Below are 19,899 nucleotides of genomic sequence, written 5' to 3' on the forward strand. Positions count from 1 at the left end.
AAATGAGTTCACTATCTTCTTACACTTTCATTCTGGAAGCTTTATTCTATGCAGCTTCATATTAAATTGGTATGAGTGCTACGCTTAGTTATAACCGGGCGCTACGTTGTCAACGGTGATTTGATGGCGTGGCGCTTAGTATCTACTAATGACCAGTAAGAAAAACTATGGGTGCTATCGACACTATCTTTTTCTACAGAGACTTTCTCTGTCAAACTCGCTATAACGATGAATGGGGTAATCTTCTGCACCACTTACTTTTACGGCTATGTAGGCAGAGCCGATGCCGATATTGCCCACACAGTCGCAAAAGAGAAAGTGGATCATGTCCTAAAACTGCGGTACGCGAAAGCCGATCGCCCAAGCTCCAGAGCCGCTATACTGCGGTAATTGGGGCAAAGACTCATTGCCAATTACCAATTGCAAATTACCCATCGTGTAAAAAAAGCCCTCTGACATTTCCGCCGGGGGCTTTTTTTTGGGGCGATCGGGCGATCGGGCTTCTAATCTTCTGTTGCTTCCAGAATCTCCCTAAGCTTCGACATAGTATTTTTAGGTAGCTTCGTGTCTTTTGGCAGAAGCGTCCTAAAGAAATTTACGACCTCGCCTGCCTTGCCCGATAAGTCGAGCGCTAGTGCTGGAGTCTGTTGAAGTTCGGAGAGTTGGGCCTCGACTTGCGTTCGTGAGGCGCGTTCTGTGTCAAGTTGCGATCGCAATTCTGCTAGCTGCTGTTCGGCGGCTGTGAGTTTCTGGTTGGTGGCGTCTAATTCCTGGCTAGCAATTGCTGGTTGTTCTTGAGTTTGTTTGAGTTCTTCTTGAGTTTCTTGAAGCTGCTGCCTGAGCGATTTTTCTGCGTTGGGATCGGACTGAACTGCTAACTCCCCCAGCAGTTCAGTCCTCAGTTCTGCTTTCGCTCGCTCGATTGCCTCTGCCTGCGATAACTTAATGTCAGCTAGCTCTGCCAGAATTGGTTCAGTTTTTCGGGCAAGCATTTCTGTAATACGCGCGTCTAACAGGCTGTCAGACAAATTAAGTCTTACATCAGAGGTCTGTTGTCTTACGTTAGAGGGTGTGGGTAAGACAACAGAGCTATCGGATAGCGCCTCGATATTTAGCCGCAAAACTTCCATCAAAATTTTAGAGCGATCGTACCCGTGCGGAGTTTTTGCGGGATAGCGTTCTCTGCCTAGGTTGTCGATTGCTTCCAGTAAATCCGTGTCACAGCGGAAGGTAACGGACTTCTTTTCTGTCATACATTTTACCAATGTCTTATAGTGTCTCAATCGTAAGACACTACTTGATTCTTGGTAACACGTATAAGCACAAAATAGTCTTCGCTTATTTTTATTCGTCTTACGGGTGTCTGACGATTTTGCCTTACTACCGATTTTGTAAGACAAAATCGGTAGTAAGATATTTAGGTAAGACACGCCCAGACGCCACATATTACAGCGAATCTAGAAAATGAATAACCTCGATACTACCCTTATAGAAATGGCGCTGCTAGCTAGCGAATTACTCATGCTAAGGGTGTATGACTTATAAGTTCACACCGTCCTACACTTGCTGGCAGCTTGTCTTACTTATGTCTGACAATTCAGTCTTACTACCTGTTGAAAGCCACCCTACACTTGCTGGCAGCTTGTGTTACTTGTGTCTGACAACTCTGTCTTACTACCTGTGAAAGCGGTCATACAATTTGTGACTGTGTAATACGAGTACGTAAGACAAAGAACCAGGCTTACCACAAAACTAATGCCCTAGCGAATCGCCGTCCAACGCATAGTATCTGATGTGCCTGCCTGGAACGCAGATCGCCTTGAGCTCGAAATTGCTGGTGAGATCGGTCTGGCGATCGGCGGCTTCCTCATTTCCCCCATAGTAGTGTACGAAAGTGGGGGATACAAAATTGTCGTCGGCTATTTCCCATATCAGGCCTCCGTTCTGGCCCGGCAACTCAATCCGGGCGTGCCGACGAAACAATTCCGGCGGATCGTCAAACAGCCAGAAAATCAAGCCACACCTTTGACCCAGCTTAAGATCCTGAAGTTCGTCGCTTTCGATGCCGTGGCCCCATCGAGGCCCTCGGATGGGGCCATTTAAAATCGAGGAATATGACATAACGTGTCTAATGTAGTATTGAAAAATGCCCAAAATGACTCTCGCAGCTTCAAATCCGCCCGCCCCACAAGTCATCGCTCCCGGCACTGCCACTGACCAACTTATTGATTTGTGGGTTCACGGCAAGTCTAAAGACACGGCGGCTCTCTATCGTCGCGTTGCAACTTTGTTGCTAACTACCATCGACAAACCCCTTCAGTGGCTGACTCTCCAAGATTTTCAAAGTTTTGCTGATACGTTGGAAGGAAAGGAGTTGTCTCCTTCCTCCCGTCGTACCTATATAAGCGTTGTGAAAAGTCTACTGTCTTTTGCCCACCGCACCGGGCTGATTCCAGTTAACGCTGCTGCTGCGGTTGTCACTCCCAAACCAAAAGACACGCTCTCGCAGAAAATCCTTTCTGAGCTTGAAGTTTTGACGATGATTGCTCTGGAACCGGGCGAGCGAAACAAGCTAATTCTCAAGACTTTCTATTACGCCGGCCTCCGGGTTTCGGAGTTGTGCGATTTGAACTGGGAGGATTTGATTCCTAATGGTGAAAGCGGCCAACTCTTGATTTATGGCAAGGGCGGTAAAACTCGCGTGGTGCTACTTCCCGCGTCTCTGTATCGGGCGATTTTGAACAGCAGAGGGGATGCCGGAAATTCTGAGCCGATCTTCAGGAGTCGGAAAGCTACCAACGGTGGTCGCTTGCACAGGATTTCTGTAACGCACCTGGTCAAGGAAGCTGCGAAACGCGCGGGAATTTCTGAGAAGACTAGCGCTCACTGGTTGCGCCATTGCCATGCAAGTCACGCGCTCAACCGGGGGGCACCTATTCACTTACTCTCTCAAACATTGGGTCATGCTTCGGTTGCCACAACTAGCAGGTATCTACACGCGAAACCAAATGATTCTAGTGGTCTGTATCTGATAACTTAGCGGGCGATCCGGATGCGATCTAAGTTGAAGACGTTGAGGAAAAGACAGCCCAAAACTGATCGATCTAAACTATCCATATTTATCATATATACTTCTAATAGTTTCATCTAAAATCCTATGTTTATTCCATTAGTTATCGCCTTGTCACCGCCTGTTAATATAGCACAAGCTGAACCTTGCAAGCTCTCGGTAATTGGCTATCAAGAAACCAACAATTGTCCACTTTTAAAGGGAATCTTTGCTTCAGAGGAATGGACAATTATGCTTTCTCATTGGGAAGCCGGAGCTTATGTTTTTAAAGGAATCAATCGAGTTAACGGTAAAAAGATTAACACTATGGGCTCTGAAGTAAGAGGAACTGTAGATCGACCACAATATCCATTCAGTGAGGAGAGATCCGAGACTTTGTACCTTGTCACATTCCAAAAGGGTGACCGAAACACGATTCGACTCGAAATTTTTGTAGATACTGTTCCCGTTTACAACCAGTTGTTGCATAAGACATCTTCAAACGACCCATTTTTTGGACGATAGAAAGAGTATTTTAACTCTGCTTTATGGAAACAGAACCCCTACTTGTCGCAGCAGGCGATTGCCTTCGGCGACCGCTAACAGAGGGTCGGCTGGTCTTTTTAGTTCAAAAAACCGAATCAAACGGAATCAAGTGTGCTTGGTTTCAATCCCTGATAGGGCTTTAGGTTTTTTTTGGAGGGTTTGCAGTAACGCAGTAAGTAATGAAGGAGTTTCACTCCCTGATAGGGTTTTAAGTTTTTGTGGCTTAACGCCATACAAATTATCTCAGCACATCTCCGGGATGAATCGGGGGTAAGGATTCAGGTCATGCAAAAAGCAGTAAAACCTATACGGTGTAACCATTTGGTCTAATAATCACCAAATATTCATTCTTATTAAGAAACCATGAAAGCTTTTGTTTTCGTACCTATTGAGAATTAAGCTGTTGATTTAGCGAATGCTTGAATTATAGAAGTCTTTCTGTGACTATGTTTCAGATACCTGAATCCTTACGATTGAGCGATGCTGGTTTTGGCTCAAAAGTTGGATTCGCAAGCAAATTGAGCAGTTTGAGGGGCTACGCGATGCAATGGAGCATATCCTGCATCTGGCGTCCTAACCGCTTTGGCGATTGCTATATATAAAGTTTTTATTCCGTTGCATAAATCATCGGCACTAACTGAGTAATAATTAAACGCTAAGCTTCTAGTCTTAATTCACCAACATCCAAAGGGATTTACTAATGAAGTCAGTCTGGTTAAAAACATTACTTTGTCGGGGAAGGCAAATAATCGGTCTGAAAAAGTTGCTCCTGACATCTTTGTTTACTCTGATACCAATTTCCTCAGCTTTAGGGCAAAACACTCGACCTTACCGGGGTTCCGTACAATGGAGCGTCCTGCTCTGCAAGTTCTCGGACAGCCCAACACCATCAAAGACGCCGGATTTTTACTATAATATGTTTATCCGGCAGGGTACTGGTGGGTTAAATGACTACTGGCGGAGCATCTCTTATAATGGATTGAACTTAGATGGTTCTGTGGTCAAAGGGTGGTATACTCAACCCTTCACACTCGCCCAGGCTCGGTCTCGGTCTCGGGCTAACAGATTTCAAGATTGCATCAACGCTGCTCGTAACTCCTCAACGAATCCGTACACTATCCCCTCTGGTCACCTGGTTGCTGTGATAACTTATCCCGACCTGGATTTGTTTGGTTTGCCTGGAAGAGGTGCCTTTCTGCCGAGTACGGTCGATTTGGGTGGAATGGGTCATGAAGTTGGGCATGGATTGGGGCTTAATCACTCTTTCTCTAACGATCCAAATTACCGGAATGCTGATTGGGCGCAGATTGGTGAATACGACGATCAATGGGATCTCATGAGTTATGCCAACGTGTTTAGCACGGCGACAAGTCAATTTGGCTTTGGTGGACCGGGTTTAAACGCACATCATGTGGATCGGATGGGGTGGTTGCCGATTCCCCGGATTCTCACCTTTGGAGCTGACGGTATTGCTTCACGGACAGTGACTTTAGCAGCGCTCAATCACCAGGAAGCCACTGGTTACCTGTTGGTTCGCGTACCTTTCGATACTAGAGACCCATTTCATTACTACACCGTCGAGTTTCGCCGCAATGACAAGTGGGATGCTGGGTTTCCCAACAACATTGTGCTGATTCATGAGGTCAAACGTGGCTCGGACGGGCAGTACTACTCTTACCTATTGCGTGGACACAGCGGTGTGCGGGCACCCATTCAAACCTTAAACGCGAATGGAGTGACCATTACTGTAAACTCCATTTTGCCACGAACAAACCAGGCAACCGTTACGATTACAAGTAACAACGTTAATGCTGCTCGCTCTGTCTATGGTCCTAACACCTGCAAACAAGGTTATGTTTGGCGCGAAGCAGATTCAAGCGATTACGTCTGTGTGATACCCGCAACCCGAACACAAGCCCGAAACGATAACGCCCAAGCGAGAGCTCGACGTAACCCCAATGGGGGACCATACGGACCCAATACTTGTATCCAGGGTTATGTATGGCGGGAGGCTTTTCCTGGAGACCTTGTTTGTGTTACTCCAAATATTCGATCACAGGCAAGATCCGACAATCAGCAAGCAGGCAATCGATTGCTGAAGCCCTAGAAAAGCTACTTCAAAAGAATACTGATTGAGTTGAATGTATCAAGGTTATGCTTGTAACACCGTTTGGCTTTCTAAAGGAAGGGTGGCTCACTCCTTGATACCCAGGTAAGTGAACGAGGAATTATTATGAAATACCTTCAAATAGCTGCTTTGTTTTTACTCATCACGCCTACCGATTTCGTTCTAGCTCATGAAAATCATCTAGCTAGCAACTCTGGTCCGCAGAATAGTGGAGGTCAAATGTCTGAGGAGGTCGTCCGCGCCAGAATAAGAGCGATGGGTTACACAGAGCCCGTCGAACTCAGGTTACAAGACAATAAAATACAAAACAACAGCTACCCGACCACGACTGTAAAATACCAAGCCACGACTGTAAGAGACGGCAGGAGAGTCACTCTAGAGATCAATCCCCTGTCCGGGCTAATCGAGGAGCGTCAAGACTCAGCACCAAACAGTCAAATCATTCCTTGGGGGACACCTTATCAGTTAGATGAGAACGTTTGCCGTGATCGCGGTACAGGCACGGTCTGTTTAACTCCAACAGGAGCTACTAACCTTAGATGGGATATTCCATCCAAGTAGTTGTTACTATTTTTCCTAGCTTTAAAATAGAAGCTGAAACGACGCCAACTCGTTGCTAAAACCAGTCTTAAACCTGTAAACAAGTTTAGAAGGGGCAATCAATCAGACGGGAAACAGCGTGGCGTTCAAATGACACCAAGCCAATTCAAACCAACAATTTAGCACCCACGCCGCAACCGATGACCGCTGCGCTAATTTTTCGGCGTCAACTTGTCCGTTCCAGACTCTTAAACTTACAACAAGCTCTAGAGCGGACAAGGCCTTAGCACCTTTTGGATGCAGGTAATATAATTGTTACCGAGGTCAAGCGATGTGAGATTGGACAGTTGCCCTAGCACATCTGGAATCGAAGTAATCTTATTGTGACTGAGGTTAAGCCGTGTCAGATGCGTACAGTTCACAATTTCGGGTGGCAATTCTTCCAAATTCAGCCACGACAAATCCAGTTCTATCAAATTTTTCTCAGCGACCCACTCAATTCGTCGCACTGCTTCCTCTCGCGTCATGTCCTTTATCTCTCCGTAGTATTTATTTTGTTGTGACAACAAAAATTAGCCTATTGGAAAAAACGGCGGGAATCAGGATACGGCATTGAGACAATACAGTATTGCCGTATCCCTAAAATTAATCGAGCAATGAATATGTTTTAAGAAGGAGCATATTCTGCCCCAGGGCTTAAAGTGCTACAGGTTTATCAGCATAATCCCATATCCTGACCCAGGGCTTAAAGTTGCCTTACACCCAGTTAGCACTACAAAGGTTTCGGGACGCTCTTAGCTCCAAATAACGCATAGCGTTGATGCAAAATTTGACTGAAATTTGATACATTCTCTTTCATCGGGAGCTAATTCCCTCTGTGCGAAGTAGTTCTCGGAACTGATCTAACTGCTCATTACTCATGAAGGCACGCTTGGGCAATATATTAAAAAGATGAGGAGATTGATAAAGCATGAAAAGTTTTTTTGTCTCTCTAAAATTGGTATACGATTGCCACTTAATATTCGATTCAACGCTGGAAGTTTTATAAATTATTCCCTCTTCATTAAACTCAAGGGTTGTAAATTCGCGTAGATTAGGCTGACTTTTCCATAAACGGGTGAGTTGATAACGTTGATTTAGTTTTGTTAAAGGAATATAAAAAATGCCTACAACGAAAAAGCAATAACCAGTCCAGTCAGCAGGATTGATGATAATAAATAGGAGCCCTATTAAAAAGAATAAAATACTGAATATCCACAACAAGAAGCTGTGCGATTTCAAATGACCTTGACCAGCTTCCAGATAATCATTTAGCGTCAGTTGGTACTCAAGTTTCATAGGTTACGTCCCACTACCGTAGATTTTGTGCCATGTACTCGGTTGTTTTCCGGCCCCGTGTAGTCTGTCGTCCATGCTTAAGAATTCAAGCTACTACTCTATATGAGTAGAGTATTTCTGGAATACTAGCAAGTATGTAGTTGTGAGTTTCTCTTCTCCAGCCCTTTTCTGGATAAGTACCCAATAACACTTACAAACCCTCTAGAGGTCAGGTTGGCTCTTTTCCTTACCCGCGAGTTGCCCAAAGGCAGCTCTCAGCTTCTGTCGGTCGTAATTCATCGTTACGATCACTCAGGTCACTTCCCCCAGCTCTCTCAAGTCGGTCTTTACCTCTGCCCTTATCCGTTCGATCGCACCAGATGCCTTAATAATTTCTGTAATACGCTCCTCTAAATTGTCTCACACAAACTGTCTTACTTTTACAGCCCTTAGTAAGACTATAGAGCCATCGAATAGCGCTTCAATATTTAGTCGCAAAATATCCATCAAGGTTTTAGAACCATTATATCCAGGCGGAGTTTTGGCATCGTAGCACTCTTTGCCTAGATAGTCGATCGTTTCTAGAATATCGGCGTCACAACGAAAAGTTATAAATTCTTTGTCTGACATAAATCTTGCTTACGTCTTACCGTATCTTACAAAAGCGGAAGACGCAAGTTGCTATTTAGTAAGATATACAAGCATAAGTCTTACGCTTGCTTGAATTAATGTTACACATTGGCTCGCAGGGTCAAAAGCATTACAGGACTTACGCAATGACGCTGTATATAGCGTCATCGCGGAAGTCCTGCATATTACTAAAAACTAAACAGAGATGCCATTGCTTCCTATTCAGATCGACTCAAGGAACTTAACTGAGCAGCTCTCTCCTTCACCAAGGGAAGGATTCACCGGTACTATCTGCAGTCCTGGCATTTTTGAGTAACAATTGAGTAAGACCTGCAATTGCTCAGCGTTTAATCCTTGCAAGCTCTCTAGTCTTTCAGCCATAACAGCCAGAAACTTCTCAAATTGTGGGCAACTGTGGCAAGAAGATAAGTTACCGGGAATCTGACAAGTACAATTCCAGTGTTCCGGAGCATAAAATGACCGTTTACATTCATAACATGAATATCGTTGCCTTCCATTAGCTACACCCTTCCTCCTAATATGAGAGCTTTGACAGTCAGGACAAATCAAAGCCAATGGAGAGGCCGAAGATAGTTGCCAACTGGATAACGCCTCTTGTCTTGCCACTTGAGCACGTAAATCTTTTAATTTTAGTTGAGATTGAGCCTCCGAAAGAAGAGCGTCCAATTCCTCTCGATTTTTATTGTGTAACCCACGTACTTTCTCTTTTAGAGCCGGCAGGAATTCTTGAAAAGAGGGGCAATCTTGGCATTTGGGCAAAGTTCCAGGCTTTTGGCAACGACAATCGAATTTCGCTATCTCCGTAAATGAAACGCCACAGTCGCGACAAATATAGCGTCGAGTTTTATTCTCGTTGTATCCTCGCCCCACCACACGGCGAGAAGCACATCGGGAACACTGTAAACCGTCAGATTGAGCCTTGGGCTGCCAATAAGGGAGAGCCTGTTGCATCGCCACCTCAGAGCGCAGTTTAGTGAGGTTAAATAGATCTTGGATGTTCATAAACTTGACCGGGGTAATTTAGTTTGATAGTTTTAAGTCAATCGATTCAACCACACCAGATCGAACCGTAATGCGCTCCACTAACAGCGGGAAAATTTTGACTTTTTCATCGTTAGAAAGCGTGTGCCAAATCGCCAAATTATTACCTGCGTGAATAATGTCGGCAGCGGTTTGATTCTCAAAATCCTTAGTTGCAAAAGGATTCAAAAGTTTTTCAATTTCTTGAAGAGTCTTGTTTTTAATCGCCTCAATATCGGGGTCAAAGGTAGAAATTTTTTCCAAGTTTTCCAACTTTTCTTGTAAAGAGCACAAGCGGGGGTTCGGCTCAGGCTCTTTTTTGGGAACCGGAGTTTCTGGCTCTAATTGAATCGTAGTTGCAGCTTCCAGAAGTTTTTTGATTAATTGTTGCTCAATCACAGATTTCCGAGTGCTTTCACTATTATTACAACCTTTCCCACTATGTCGGCATCCATAATAGTGATATTTCGTCAAGCCATCTTTAGACGTGCGTGTTTTGGAGATAGATTTGCAATAGCAGGCACCACAAAACACTAAACCACTCTGATAAGCATAATCTCCATAGACATCTGGCAAAGCGAGATTCTTATTAAAGTTCTGGGAGCTCATCCCCTGCTTAGATTCAATAATTCTTTGAAGCTCTGCTACCTCTTCTTGCGTAATTAAACGATGCTGAGGATGAGTATTTTCATGGATTTGCCATTGGCTTCGATCTGTTTCCTTAGTCTTTCCTTTGGCCCCCGTGATCTTTTTATTGTAAGCTGAGTGTCCTTGCAAAACAGGATTTAAGAGCCACTTTCTCAAGCCACTTGATGTCCAATTGAGAATGCTATCATGCCCATTTTTTTTTGTTGGAGATTTCGTGATTCCATATTTGGCGTAAATGATTCTGATCGCCCGGCTTAATCCTTTTTGCTGGATGGAAATGTCGATACAGTCTCTGGCAATCTGTTTCACAGTTAGACTGGGCAACTGTGAAACTTCTAATTCCCCGCTGCAAAGCTCTAAATAATTAGCAGGTCGTTCATTGAGAAGGCATAAAAAAGGACGTTCATCCAAAACATATTGCTCTCCTTTGACTTGATAGCCGAAAGGATAAGAACCGCAAGCTTTTCCCTCTTTTCTGCGATGATTATTTCCATGCCGCACTCGTTCCGAAATTTGATCAGTTTCTAGTTCAGCAAGGGAAGCTAAAAGATTCGCCATGAACTTCCCTTGAGAAGTATTTAAGTCGATATCTTGATCCAGAATTCTGAGGTTGACTCCAAATTCCAAGCACAACTGAGCTATTTCTGCAAACTTACCAGTAGAGCGAGCAATCCGGTCGATACGAGTCGCAATAATTTCCTTGACTTTTCCAGCTTTAATCAATTCAGTTAGCTTTTTTAACTGAGCCCGATCGTTTTTCCGACCAGATTTAACATCCGTAAAGATTTTCGTCGCTCCAGCTTCCTTGAGGCGAGCTTCCTGCTGCTCCAAAGCATGAGAGTTTTGGGCTTGCTCACGAGTCGAGACTCGCGCGTAACCGAGAATTATCAAGGGTTCCGGCATAGTTTTTCCTAAGCTTTTACAATTAGTTTACCGGACTATTTGTGCATCTCCAAGAGGTCTTGGAGATGCACAAATACCACTCATTTTTCCCCATAAAAATCCCTTTCCACCTGAGTGATGGAATGCAGTTCTTCAAATTTTCAGAAGAAATTTAGGGAGGGGGAGGGAGATAACAGCGACAGACTTCCTATTAGATAATCTGCCAGTTATCAGGGAAACTCTTGATCTCCAAGCAATGGCTTCTCTTTACCCAAAGTCTCATAAGGGTAATTTAGGTTCAACTTTTGTGCAGCTTTTTGGTTAATCTTTACTTTTCTTAACAAACCCTTTTTTGGACTGGGATGGGTTTTTCCCTTTGCCTCGCTTGCCTTTGCCACCTACATGAACAGAACCATCTGGTTCCAACACCATTAATTGTAGATTGGGATTATTACGCGCACTTCTCACAACACGTTTCTTAATTTTTATATAGTTGAAGTAAATTAGGCGACGAAATTCGTTGTCCTGTTGGGCAATATCTTCAGCCAACATTCTTAAGGCTTCTTCTGTAGCATCCCAAGTGGCTATCTTCGTCAAGTCGAACTGAGAGCTGTCAGCAAATTTCCGTTGATGAAGTGTATCAAAGTCTTTTCGGAGGCGTTTTGACATCACATCACAAGAGTATTGTTTTCCCTGTAGTTCGGGTTGCTTGCTAAAAATCCCGTTTTTGAAGAAAGTCTCTTGAAGACGCTCAAAATGGCAGCTCCACCACAGTTCTGTTGCGCTAGTAACTTTTAGGAAATCTTGCCCATACAACGGAGCTAGTTTCACAATCTCTTGGCAAAGGTTTAATAAAGCCCACGATTCCTCAGCGTGAGGCTTAAAGTCACATTCCCATGAAAAACGCAGTTCTGGAGGGTCAGATAGGGAGGAATCATGGCTCTGCTTCTCAAAATGAACAATCCATTTTTGGATAGCTTTGAATACCTCTCGATAATGATTCAGTAACTTCTGGGAATTTCCTTCCAGATTAGATGTCAAAATCTGGTTGGCTTTGAGAACAAAATCAGGTAATTCTCCGAAGGCTTTAATATAGGTGTCTCGACTGGGTTTTTCTGATTTTTGTAGTTCCAATCTCCAGATGATCGGATTGTATATCGTCGGTTGCTGCTCTGTAGAGTTCCTTTCTGTCATGGAAAATTGATAGTAAGTATTAACTAACTTACCTAAATTATAGAAAATTTGGGCGTTGCTTAACCTGGGGCTGAAAAAAATAATTTGAAAATCCAGAAGTTTTTTGCCTACTGGTTTATATGACTCGCATATTTAGCTTTTCATAGCCTAACTCAGCAACGTCTCTTTTTAAAACACAAGTTGGTCAACTCTTTGCTCTGTCTGGGTTTTCGGTGGGGTTGTCACTCCCCCAGTATTTACTGCCTATAAAGCTAGTTTGGGCTTAAAAATTGTTTAAGTCCCAGTAATAGATGGTAAATATGTTTTACAACCAGGCGATATTATCTGGATGCCAGAGATCGGTTTAGGTAAACGCTATATATGGGAATGTAAAAATTAGATGCGTTTATCCTGGTATAAACACATAGGCGATCGCAGGAGAAAAAAAATTTAAGTATTTTAGAGAAAGGCTTTGAGGGTTTCGTCAAAGGTCAGTTGGATAGAATCTTTAGTATAAATATTGCTTTTTATTTCAGTAAAACTACGTTTGTATATAGCTTTAAAATTATGCTATTTTTTTTACAGTTATTAATCAAAGTATAAAGTATTATGAAAACTAGGGTTCTCGTCATTGGTGGAGGCGTGAGTGGATTAACGACTGCCCTATGCTTACTGCAAGATGGCTTTGAAGTAACAGTAGTTTCTGAAAACTTTGCACCAAACAATACCTCGGTTGTTGCTGGAGCTTTGTGGGAGTGGCCACCTGCTGTCTGTGGTTCTCACCGTCACCCAGTTTCCCTAGAACGCTCTAAAAGTTGGTGCATGACTTCGTACAATAAATTCTTGATTCTGGCCGATAATAAGGAGACAGGGGTTTATAGTCGGGATGTCGTGTTCTATTACAAAAAGCCCATAGAGCAGACACCGGAATTGCAAAAGATGAATGAATTGCAGATGAAGGTGCTGCGATTTAGGCGGGATGGAGCATTAATTGACTCGCATGGCATCAACCGTAATGTAGGAGTTGTCGATGCCTACACCTATCTAGCACCCCAAGTAGATACTGACATTTATATGCAGTGGTTGTACAGCCAGGTTAAAGAGTTTGGCTGTAAGATTGTTCAAGCCAAAATCTCTGGCAATTTGCCTGAGCTTCAAGAGAAGCTCAAAAATCAATTTAGTGTAGATATCATTGTTAATTGTTCTGGACTTGGCTCAACTGAGCTAGCTAACGACGATATGTATCCTTTGCGTGGGGCACTGATTCGTGTTAAAAATGATGGCGTGTCGATGCCTCGCGTTACAACGGCTCACTGCATGACTTTTGACAATACTGTTGGTGGGCAAAATATGATTTTTATTCTGCCTCGCGGTGAGAATACCCTACTGGTGGGTGGTTTAGTTGAGCCACACCAATGGGAATTGGACATCAACCTAGAGAATTATGAACCAATCCAAGATATGTGGAATCGGTGCGTAAACTTCATGCCAATCCTCAAAGATGCCACTATTGATTCCACAGAACCAGTTCGGGTTGGACTGCGCCCTGCGCGAAAAGACAACATCCGATTGGAGCAAGAACCAGGAACAGACATTATTCATAACTATGGACATGGTGGTTCTGGAGTAACTTTGTCCTGGGGTTGCGCTAAAGAAGTTGTACAGATTGCCAACTCAGGCTTCACCCGCAGCAACCTGACAAAGGTAATGCCTAAACTTGAAGTTTCCTGCTAGGCTGTTGATGAGTTTGGCAATGATTTTTGGTGCAGCATCTGCTTCCACCTGTGAAAGCTGGACTTTAGCGATCTGAGTAATATTTACCTTTCTTTACGTACCTGATATTCTCAAACAGCCTGGATCGCGATTTTGGAAAAATCAGCGCTCAAGCCCTTACCCGGCAATTGTCAATGTACCCATAATATTGCCGGGATTGGAAGCATAAGCTTGCCATGACAGTAGCTGAAATACTCATTTTTTCGTCAAGTCAACATCCTGTACCAGTGAGACATGGAAGTATAAGCTTACCTCCCTCATAAAGGAGAACCAGAAGGCGGCCGTTATCCAGCGTTTGGATCGCAAACCCTCTATGCCTTTCGTGGCTTCCTCTAGAGATTCTTCAGCCGTTAATGAGCTAAGTTTTTTGCACCTATCATCAAGAAATCGAGAAACAAAGACACTTACTGCCAGGGCGATTGCACCCTTAGCGTGGTAGGAAAAAATTGAGAGCATATATTTGCCAGAGTCGCTGGGAAGCATAAACCTGCCGTTTCGGCAATCTTATGCTTCCAATGACAGCAATGGTTTTAAGTCCTGCTTTGCGGTTCGTGTCAGCTTCGCTAGTTTTGGGCCATATAGGCTAGCCAACCCCCACAAACCGCCTCAAAAGGTAAGTGGGGCTTTTTCTACTCTGTCAGAACTAAGCCAAAAGGCTCTAACGTCGCTGCTGCATCAGCTCACCTATCCGCTCCCTCACCAAAGCATCCTCCCCTTCGAGCCAAGCGGTGATTGTGGCAGCGTCGTAGCGAGTCCCCGGTGCCTTCCATCCGTACATCTGTGTAAGCAGGTTTTGGAGGTGTTCGGGGTAGTATTGGCGCCACCAAATCAGGGCAATATCTCGTATCTTTTTGGCATCCTCTGGCGCAATTTGTGCGGGTTCCGGTTCCGCTAATTCCCCTGCTGGTGCGGGTTCGGGCGCTAGTTGCTCAGCTTCCGGTTCGGGGGCATTCTCGCCCAGTGCGCTCGGCTTCGGCGACCGCTCAGAGATTGTCGGTCGCTCTGAATTTTTGGCTAAAGAGGTGAACTCGATCCGCTCTTCTTCGGTCAGCGCCGCCCAAATCTTCTCTCGGTTGGCAGATCCTTTACCACAAACTTCTTTGAGCGCTGGCAGAATGTCGGCGGCCGCTTGCCATGCCGATTCGGGGTCAGGCTCTGCCAGCGCCAATCGAATCATTTGCAGCAAGTCGAGTTCGTCTTCGTTGAATTCTGAGTGCTGACCTGGATGTAGACCCGAATGTAAACCTTGTGACGGCTGAATATCTTGCTGTGTATGGCTTGTGCTGACGTTGGCGATATCAGCTTCTAACTTTTCTATAACTGGGAAATCACTCGGCGAGGTTGATTCAAATTCCATTTTTTGCGTTAACTCTTCAGATTTTGTATTTTTTTCTGAAATTGTTTGGAGCAAGTTGTCAACGTCAGCACAAGCCATACTAGGTATAGAGTTGAGGTTGACATCAAGGTTGTCATCCTGACAACGATCGTCGTCATTCAATGTCTGGTCTAGTGGCAAAATTGCGCTATCTTGCGGCGTTCGCAACCGCACCCCAGCAATGTACCGGGCGTCCCCTTTTCTAATTTTCGCCACGTCACGCCAGCCTAAAACGCTCTGGCAAAGTTCGATCAGGTTGGCGCTAAACTTGTTCTTGCTGAGGGGAATGCTGTTACCTGATCGGCAAATATAGTTGTAGCTACCGAACGCAGTTGATCTGGCCGCGTCGTAATTGCCATCCTTCCACTCGTCTTTGTCGCTACCGATCGCTACCTCCGCACCGGCCTCGTGGATCAAGTTATCGTTAATCCAACTTGCTAATGGGTCAGCTTGAATCCTGTCCTCCCAGAAAGTATGGTTTAGTCCAGTCGTTTCCTCACCTAATACCCGCTCGATATCCGTGACGGGAATTGATAGCAGATGCCGCGTAAAAGCCGACAGTTCCGGCTCAAGTTGACGCTGTAAGTGAATGTTGCGCTTAGCGGGGTGATGCCGGAATTCTTGCTGGATGATGCGTCGCTTCAGCCAAGAGATGCCCGTCGCGGGGAAGCACGGCTGATTAGCCGTGACCAAAGCCAGCCCGTTAAACGTAAAGTTGATGGCTGATTTGTACAATTGGCGGCCGCTGATTTTTCCGCCACCAGTGAGTGATCGAAAGTTCGACAAGTTGCCCATGTAGCGCTCTTGGTCATCAAACAGCGCCAGCCGTTTGGTTTGAAGCTCGGCGATGCGATCGGGCTTGTTCAAGTCTTCAAGATTGCCGATCCAAGTGTTGCGCTCACCCAGGACCATTGTCAGCAGGTGGGAAAAGACACCTTTACCGGTACCGCCTGGGCCTGTCAGCATTAAAAACTTTTGCACGCTGCTCATCCCCCGCAGAGCTGCCGCCGCAAATGCCAGCAATATTTTCTTTTTCCAGGCGTTACCTTCGGTGGCTTCGTCTAGCCATTGTGAAATCGCCCCCCAGTCATCAGTACGAACAGCGCTACCACGGTAGGGGCGTTCAAGCGACCAGGTTAGACGATCGCCTGGGACGTGTTCCCGAAAAATCTTAGTTTCAATTTGAAGTACCCCATCATTAAACGGCAGTAGTTCATTCGATGGGCGCTCCTTCCATTCCAAACAAAATAGAATCCGTTTTAGAGTTCCCAGAATATTGGAAACATAATTGTTATTGGGGTAAATACTGCGCTTGCGGCACATTATTTCGATCGCGTTGAGCACGTAGGTATCGCCAACGGCTGTCCACACTCCCTTGAGGTTAAGTCCATACGCCATCCAAGATTGGTGCTGCTCAGAATACAATAGCTGCTCCCGTAACTCTTCAGCGAACCAGCCACCGATAATTTGAGGTAAAGGCGGTTTGTCCGGTTCATCGTTACCAGCGGCTAAATTTTCCTGATGTTCTTTATCCTGCTTGGCTCGTAAATGCAACTCATCCTCAATGCGCCGGATAAATTCTTCAGAGGACATCGCCGCCAAAATTTCCTTGATGTCGCCTTTCTCCGGAATCTCAGGGAAGATAACTTTGGGATTAATCAGGACACACGGGAATTGCTCGCGATCACACACATCCTTAATGTGGTTAGCTTTTTTTAGCCCGGTTTCGTCATTATCGTAGATATAGAGTAACGCGGGGCAGTTGAGGTTCTGGAATTCTTTAACCATTGCCTTTACCTGAGCGTCACTCCAATTTGACCCTTGTAGGGTAGTAGAAAGGATGCCGTGCGATCGGGCAATCTCGACATTTGACTCGCCTTCAAGCATTAGTGGTACGACTGGCTGACTGGCAGGTACATTTTCAAGAATCCTTAATACTTCGTCGATCCGGTAAGCATTCCAGATTTGTTTGCCTTTTTTCCAAATGAGCAAGCCATCATCAACGTGACTCTGGAGAAAAGTTTTTCGGTATCCCTTCGGGCTGGTTGTGTCTGTCCATTCCGCCCGGTACACAGTCTTGTCGTCGCCGTAAGAGTAGGTTATCTCGTAAGCATCCTCTTGTTTAGCTGTTGGGGTAAATTCAAGAACTTTGCGCCGAACAACGTTCCAAAGCGCGCCTGATATTGGCTTGCGCTCCGGTGCTGTCGTGTTTTTTATCTTGGCTAACTTAATACCGATCTGAACAGGCGGAACAGGTAATGCTTTGGCTTTACTAACCTTCTTTGTAGGACGGCGGCCACTGACTTGTGCCTCAAAATTGTCCTCAGTTTCTAGTTTGTAAATCCCCTGGCCGTCTACTGTGGTCTTTATGCGCTTCCATCCCGTCGGTGCGGTATCTGTGCGTGGACACATCACCACTTTATTATCTGGGGAGGTTTTGCACCAATCTGGTTTGCCACAGAGGGGGCAGAGGTTGGTTTTGCTGACTTTGACGAATTCGGAGGATGTTTCTGTGGTATACATTACGCCGCACCCCCGATCGTTTCAAAACCGACAGCGAAGAAATCTCGGTTAAGTGTCGTAGTTAGGGGAAATATTGCTATGATTGAGTCATAGTCAGGTTCTGGGAAATTTTTAACGCTAGATAGAACAGCGTCGTATTTCTCGGTTAGTCCGCTCGTATCGCTGTGACTAGCGGTGGCGCTAGTAAAGACAGCAGTAGTGGGGATTGCGTATTTCGCAAAGTAAGACACAATAGGATTAGGGTGTGAATGCAAAAGCCAACCCTTTTTATGGCTTAGGCCCTGTTTTTGTTGGTTTATCTTGCCGGATGTGCAACAAAAACAGGGAGTTTATATTTAAAAACAACAAAAGCGCTGGAAAGCTTACTAAACTGCCAGCGCTTCTTCACTTGGCGTGTTAAGTGGCTCGTTCGGTGCGTGAAAATGCTTAAGATAGCTTGCTACAGCTTCGCGCACGAATTTAGAGCGGTTGACTCGGTTTTTGTAGCAAGCATCATCTAGTTCAGATAGCAACTCGCTGTTAATAGTGCAAGTCATTCTGATTGGCGGGAGACTAGACATAAGAACTCCAAAAGAAGGTTGTTCCCTTTGATCTTACAATAGGAAATTCCAATTGCGATTAATTTTTCTGTAAATTTTCTCAACTATTGAAAAAGAGAACATCCGGCGCTGTTCTGCTTTGGCAAATCCTTCCACGAGGTAGGGAGTCGCCAAAAGTCGCTAGGATTAGTTGAATTAGCCCAGAAATTGGACTAAGTTGGGTATACGGTATGAAGTAACTTTTTCACTAGCAAAACTTCGAGAAAGCGCAGAAATACCTACTATCAAAGGATCACTCACAAAATCAAAGATTACGATTTCATGCAAAAAAATTGCGAGCATAAAATCTTCTTAATTTTGAATTACTGCGATTATACTGCAATCCTTACGGACAGCCCTCTCGTAGCTTTACAAGTTGGAGCGTGAGATATTTCAAATAGATATTCGATATCTATTTGAAATATGATATCTCGTGATAACGGAATTTATGCCCTAGTACAATTCTTACGGACAGCGGTCGTCACGTTACAACTTGGATCGATTGTGAGATATTCAAATAAGGATTCAATCCGTATTTGAAATATGATATCTCGTGATAACGGAATTTATGCCCTAGCACAATCCTTACGGACAGCGGCCGTCACGTTACAACTTGGAGCGATCGTGAGATCTTCCAAATAAGGATTCAATCCGTATTTGAAATATGATATCTCGTTATAATAGAATTTATGCCCTAGCACAATCCTTACGGATAGCGGTCGTCACGTTACAACTGGGAGCGATCATGAGATATTTCAAAAGATATTTCATCAAATAAGGATTCAATCCGTATTTGAAATATGATATCTCGTGATAACGGAATTTATACCCTAGCAAAATCTTTACGGACAGCGGTCGTTACGTTACAACTGGGAGCGATTGTGAGATCTTCCAAATAAGGATTCAATCCGTATTTGAAATATGATATCTCGTGATAACGGAATTTATGCCCTAGCACAATCCTTACGGACAGCGGTCGTCACGTTACAACTTGGAGCGATCGTGAGATCTTCCAAATAAGGATTCAATCCGTATTTGAAATATGATATCTCGTGATAACAGAATTTATGCTCTAGCACAATCCTTACGGATAAGTTGGTATACGATAGGTACTAACTTTTGCTGGTAAAAATGTTTATTCAAAGGCTGAAGTATAGATGGTTAAAACATTAGTTTCTCACGAGGAATTTTATATTTCATCTTAAAAGATAGATAAAACAGACAGGGTAGGAGAGGAAACAAATTAAGAAACCGATCATTTTTCAGCATCCCACAATCTCGATTCGATCATACTAACCCAACTTTTTTACCCTTTTTGTGTTGTTGTGGCAGGTGCCTCGGCAAGAGACTTTGGCGAAGGTGTCTTGTTCGGAGTTTGATAGTTACTATGCCCACCAGGAATAGGGTGTGGGGGTTTGGGTTGCTGGGGCCGAATTCTTGTTTTCGTCCCATCCCCCTTTGCCGACTTCGCCAGAAATCTGGTCAGCGCTGGCAACCTCCGCAGCAGCTTCAACAATTGAACGATGATCAGATTTCTGCGTTCGCCTCCGTGATAAATTCAACAACTGGCTGATGAACAAATATCGCCTCTTGCTTTCAACCTCACAAGGTAGCTACAACTGATACCAATTTTACATGAAGTTGCATAGAATAAAGATAATGTTGAGAGGTGATGAGTTATGGCACGTCAACTGAT

General features: G+C 44.5%; 17 protein-coding genes. 5 read left to right on the forward strand and 12 right to left on the reverse strand.

Annotation, left to right across the window (positions count from 1 at the left end; genetic code table 11):
• Window positions 1–330 precede the first annotated feature (330 nt).
• From QUA71_RS26655 to QUA71_RS26665, 3 genes are all read right to left on the reverse strand, one after another.
• The gene (locus QUA71_RS26655; protein ID WP_333289714.1) at window positions 331–459 is read right to left on the reverse strand and encodes a hypothetical protein; all 129 of its coding nucleotides are present in this window, start codon (window positions 457–459) and stop codon (window positions 331–333) included.
• A gap of 44 nt (window positions 460–503) precedes the next feature.
• On the reverse strand, window positions 504–1,253 hold the full coding sequence (locus tag QUA71_RS26660; RefSeq protein WP_333289716.1) for a hypothetical protein: 750 nt from the start codon (window positions 1,251–1,253) through the stop codon (window positions 504–506).
• A 499-nt stretch (window positions 1,254–1,752) separates the two neighbouring features.
• Window positions 1,753–2,121 (reverse strand): hypothetical protein, encoded by a 369-nt coding sequence (locus tag QUA71_RS26665; protein WP_333289718.1) that lies wholly within the window; start codon window positions 2,119–2,121, stop codon window positions 1,753–1,755.
• A gap of 25 nt (window positions 2,122–2,146) precedes the next feature.
• On the opposite strand from QUA71_RS26665, the gene QUA71_RS26670 reads away from it, so the two are divergent.
• From QUA71_RS26670 to QUA71_RS26690, 4 genes are all read left to right on the forward strand, one after another.
• On the forward strand, window positions 2,147–3,040 hold the full coding sequence (locus QUA71_RS26670) for a tyrosine-type recombinase/integrase (RefSeq protein WP_333289720.1): 894 nt from the start codon (window positions 2,147–2,149) through the stop codon (window positions 3,038–3,040).
• Window positions 3,041–3,157: 117 nt separating this feature from the next.
• The gene (locus QUA71_RS26675) at window positions 3,158–3,574 is read left to right on the forward strand and encodes a hypothetical protein (protein WP_333289722.1); all 417 of its coding nucleotides are present in this window, start codon (window positions 3,158–3,160) and stop codon (window positions 3,572–3,574) included.
• 721 nt (window positions 3,575–4,295) lie between these two features.
• Window positions 4,296–5,702 carry a hypothetical protein gene (locus tag QUA71_RS26685; RefSeq protein ID WP_333289724.1) on the forward strand — a complete coding sequence of 469 codons (1,407 nt, stop codon included), beginning with the start codon at window positions 4,296–4,298 and terminating at the stop codon, window positions 5,700–5,702.
• 126 nt (window positions 5,703–5,828) lie between these two features.
• On the forward strand, window positions 5,829–6,284 hold the full coding sequence (locus QUA71_RS26690) for a hypothetical protein (protein WP_333289726.1): 456 nt from the start codon (window positions 5,829–5,831) through the stop codon (window positions 6,282–6,284).
• A 245-nt stretch (window positions 6,285–6,529) separates the two neighbouring features.
• Here the strand turns inward: QUA71_RS26690 and QUA71_RS26695 are convergent, their stop codons facing one another.
• The 6 genes from QUA71_RS26695 to QUA71_RS26720 form a co-directional block, all read right to left on the reverse strand.
• Entirely contained in the window at window positions 6,530–6,790 is a 261-nt protein-coding gene (locus QUA71_RS26695) for a leucine-rich repeat domain-containing protein (protein WP_333289728.1), read from the reverse strand.
• 328 nt (window positions 6,791–7,118) lie between these two features.
• Window positions 7,119–7,601 (reverse strand): YcxB family protein, encoded by a 483-nt coding sequence (locus QUA71_RS26700; protein WP_333289730.1) that lies wholly within the window; start codon window positions 7,599–7,601, stop codon window positions 7,119–7,121.
• A gap of 399 nt (window positions 7,602–8,000) precedes the next feature.
• The gene (locus QUA71_RS26705; protein WP_333289732.1) at window positions 8,001–8,210 is read right to left on the reverse strand and encodes a hypothetical protein; all 210 of its coding nucleotides are present in this window, start codon (window positions 8,208–8,210) and stop codon (window positions 8,001–8,003) included.
• A 222-nt stretch (window positions 8,211–8,432) separates the two neighbouring features.
• Complete coding sequence (locus QUA71_RS26710) at window positions 8,433–9,233, reverse strand: IS1/IS1595 family N-terminal zinc-binding domain-containing protein (RefSeq protein WP_333289734.1); 801 nt, start codon at window positions 9,231–9,233, stop codon at window positions 8,433–8,435.
• Window positions 9,234–9,251: 18 nt separating this feature from the next.
• The gene (gene xisF, locus QUA71_RS26715) at window positions 9,252–10,802 is read right to left on the reverse strand and encodes a fdxN element excision recombinase XisF (protein ID WP_333289736.1); all 1,551 of its coding nucleotides are present in this window, start codon (window positions 10,800–10,802) and stop codon (window positions 9,252–9,254) included.
• A 300-nt stretch (window positions 10,803–11,102) separates the two neighbouring features.
• On the reverse strand, window positions 11,103–11,975 hold the full coding sequence (locus QUA71_RS26720) for a hypothetical protein (protein ID WP_333289738.1): 873 nt from the start codon (window positions 11,973–11,975) through the stop codon (window positions 11,103–11,105).
• Window positions 11,976–12,563: 588 nt separating this feature from the next.
• On the opposite strand from QUA71_RS26720, the gene QUA71_RS26725 reads away from it, so the two are divergent.
• Entirely contained in the window at window positions 12,564–13,688 is a 1,125-nt protein-coding gene (locus QUA71_RS26725; RefSeq protein WP_333289740.1) for an FAD-dependent oxidoreductase, read from the forward strand.
• Window positions 13,689–14,385: 697 nt separating this feature from the next.
• Here the strand turns inward: QUA71_RS26725 and QUA71_RS26730 are convergent.
• From QUA71_RS26730 to QUA71_RS26740, 3 genes are all read right to left on the reverse strand, one after another.
• Window positions 14,386–17,625, reverse strand: coding sequence for a DUF5906 domain-containing protein (locus QUA71_RS26730; protein ID WP_333289742.1), 3,240 nt, complete (start codon window positions 17,623–17,625; stop codon window positions 14,386–14,388).
• Window positions 17,625–17,855, reverse strand: coding sequence for a hypothetical protein (locus tag QUA71_RS26735; protein ID WP_333289744.1), 231 nt, complete (start codon window positions 17,853–17,855; stop codon window positions 17,625–17,627). Before QUA71_RS26735 ends, QUA71_RS26730 begins: the two co-directional genes overlap by 1 nt.
• Before the next feature lie 135 nt (window positions 17,856–17,990).
• The gene (locus QUA71_RS26740) at window positions 17,991–18,161 is read right to left on the reverse strand and encodes a ribbon-helix-helix domain-containing protein (protein WP_333289746.1); all 171 of its coding nucleotides are present in this window, start codon (window positions 18,159–18,161) and stop codon (window positions 17,991–17,993) included.
• Between the last annotated feature and the right edge of the window lie 1,738 nt (window positions 18,162–19,899).

Source organism: Microcoleus sp. MON1_C5, assembly GCF_036701875.1.
GTDB lineage: Bacteria > Cyanobacteriota > Cyanobacteriia > Cyanobacteriales > Microcoleaceae > Microcoleus.